The 2,684-nt window shown below is 67.5% G+C and carries 3 protein-coding genes; 1 reads left to right on the forward strand and 2 read right to left on the reverse strand.

Annotated features, from left to right (window positions below; genetic code table 11):
- Positions 1 to 636 (reverse strand): pyridoxal-phosphate dependent enzyme (locus LQV45_RS24720; protein WP_230009253.1); only part of this gene is annotated, 636 nt, incomplete at its 3' end.
- 105 nt (positions 637 to 741) lie between these two features.
- Here LQV45_RS24720 and LQV45_RS24725 point away from each other — a divergent pair.
- On the forward strand, positions 742 to 1,404 hold the full coding sequence (locus LQV45_RS24725; RefSeq protein ID WP_230009254.1) for a GntR family transcriptional regulator: 663 nt from the start codon (positions 742 to 744) through the stop codon (positions 1,402 to 1,404).
- Positions 1,405 to 1,555: 151 nt separating this feature from the next.
- On the opposite strand, the gene LQV45_RS24730 is transcribed toward LQV45_RS24725, so the two are convergent.
- On the reverse strand, positions 1,556 to 2,684 hold a 1,129-nt coding region (locus LQV45_RS24730), incomplete at its 5' end, for an adenylosuccinate synthase (RefSeq protein ID WP_230009255.1).

The raw sequence follows: 2,684 nt of genomic DNA on the forward strand, positions 1-2,684 counted from the left end.
CTGGCCGGCAAAACCCGCGATCATCCCGGCGTGGGTGGAGCCCGTGACGGTGCAGACGACAATCGTGTCGAAAAAGATGCCGAGCTCGCGCTCCTGCTCTTCCACCTCGTAGGCCCAGTTGGCGAAGCCCAGACCCCCCAGCCTGTGGTCGGAGCCGCCGGCCGGGATCGCGTAGGGCTTGCCGCCGGCGGCCTTGACCTCTTCAATGGCGGTCTCCCAGCTGCTGCGGATGCCGATGTCGAAGCCCGCACTGTCCAGCCGCACGTCGGCGCCCATGATCCGCGAGAGCAGGATGTTGCCTACCCGGTCGGACAACGGATCGGGCCAGTCGACCCAGTTTTCCTGGACCAGGCGTGCTTTGAGGCCGAGTTTCGCGGCCACCGCCGCGACCTGGCGGGTGTGGTTGGACTGGTAGCCGCCAATCGAGACGAGGGTGTCCGCACCCTGGGCCAAGGCCTCCGGGACGAAGTACTCCAGCTTGCGCGTCTTGTTGCCGCCAAACGCGAGGCCGCTGTTGACGTCCTCGCGTTTCGCCCAGATCTGCGCCCCGCCCAGGTGTCGGCTGAGCCGCGGCAGCGGATGGACGGGGCTCGGGCCAAACGTCAGGGGGTAGCGTTCGAAATCGGTGATGGCCATCGTCGGTCCTTCGCTCGCGGTGGGAAACGGTCACAGCAAATATGCAATATATTGCATTGTCGGATACGGGCTCCGGAAGGGCAAGAGGGATATACGATATGTTGCATGCCCGTACCCTCGCTCGCCGGAGTCCACAAGCGGCCGCTGCTGCGGGACAACGTCTTTGAATCGATCCGTAACGCGATCGTCGACGGCACCTTCGAGCCCGGCGAACGGCTGAAGGACGCCGAACTGGAAGCGTGGCTCGGCGTGAGCCGGACACCCATCCGCGAGGCGCTGCTGCGGCTGGAACGCGCCGGCCTGGTGGTAGCGCTGCCGGGCAAGGCGACCATCGTGGCCCCCTGCGACCCGGCGTCGACCCTCAGCACGCAGCAGGTGGTGGCGGGACTGCACGAGCTGGCCGCACGCCTGGCGGTCCCGCTCCTGGCGGAGGAGCACCTCGCCGCCATGGCCGGGGCCAACGCGCGCTTCGAACAGGCCCTGCAGGCGGCGGAGGTCGAGTCGGCACTGCGGGCCGATGACGATTTCCACGCCGTCTTTGTCACGGTCAGCGGCAACCCGGTGCTCCGGGAACTCCTGGAACAAACCACCCCCGTCCTGCGCCGGGTGGAGCGGATGCGTTTCGGCTCCTTTGCCGCCCGGGAATCGGTGGCTCAGCACGCTGAAATCATCCGGCTCGCCCGCCTTGGCGACGCCGAGGCGGCCGCCAGGGCGTGCCGGGAGAACTGGCTCTCGCTGCGGTTCACGTCCGCGGAAGACCCCGCTTAGGACCGTTGTGGTCCCGCCTGCGCCAGGCGTGACTGCTGCCTTAACTGCGACGGCTGCGGCCTTAACCGCGACGGCGGCGGCCCGCCCCTGCAAGGGCGACCCGCCGCCGTCGTACGCCGGTTGGTGACACGTCAGTCGGTGCCGGCCAGTGTCAGTCGTTGATGAGGTCGTTGACCACGATCGTCTGGTCGCGGTCCGGGCCGACGCCGATCGCGGAGAACCGCGTGCCGGAGAGCTTTTCCAGGGCCAGGACGTAGTTCCGGGCGTTCTCCGGCAGGTCCTCCAGGGTACGGGCGCCGGTGATGTCCTCGGTCCAGCCTTCGAAGTATTCGAAGATCGGCTTGGCGTGGTGGAACTCGGTCTGGGTCATGGGCATTTCGTCGTGCCGCACACCATCGACGTCGTAGGCCACGCAGACCGGGATCTGTTCGATGCCCGTCAGCACGTCCAGCTTGGTGACGAAGTAGTCCGTGAAGCCGTTGACGCGGGAGGCGTGGCGTGCCAGCACGGCGTCGTACCAGCCGCAGCGGCGGGGACGGCCGGTGTTGACGCCGAACTCGCCGCCGGTCTTCTGCAGGTACATGCCCATCTCATCGAACAGTTCCGTCGGGAACGGCCCTGCGCCCACGCGGGTGGTGTAGGCCTTGATGATGCCGATGGAACGCGAGATCCGGGTGGGGCCGATGCCAGAGCCCACGGAGGCGCCGCCCGCGGTCGGGTTCGAGGACGTCACGAAGGGGTAGGTGCCGTGGTCAACGTCCAGGAAGGTGGCCTGGCCGCCCTCCATCAAGACCACCTTGCCCTCGTCCAGGGCGGTGTTCAGGACGTAGGTGCTGTCGATGACCAGCGGGCGGAGGCGCTCGGCGAAGGACAGGAAGTACTCCACGATCTCGTCCACCTCGATGTCCCGGCGGTTGTAGACCTTGACCAGGAGCTCGTTCTTCTGGCGCAGCGAACCCTCTACCTTCTGGCGCAGGATCGAGGCGTCAAAGACGTCCTGGACGCGGATGCCGAGGCGGGCCACCTTGTCCATGTAGGCCGGGCCGATGCCGCGGCCGGTGGTGCCGATGGCGCGGCTGCCGAGGAACCGCTCGGTGACCTTGTCCAGGACCTGGTGGTAGGGCGCCACGAGGTGCGCGTTGGCGGAGACGCGCAGCTTGGAGGTGTCCGCGCCGCGGGCCTCCAGTCCGTCGATCTCCTGGAACAGGGCTTCCAGGTTCACCACGCAGCCGTTGCCGATGATCGGAATCGCGTTCGGGCTCAGGATGCCGGCCGGAAGG

The sequence above is a fragment of the Microbacterium sp. Bi128 genome (assembly GCF_918698205.1).

Bases quoted from the DNA above. Each gene is read 5' to 3' on its own strand.
- LQV45_RS24725 (WP_230009254.1), top strand. From the start codon at position 742: ATGCCCGTACCCTCGCTCGCCGGAGTCCACAAGCGGCCGCTGCTGCGG.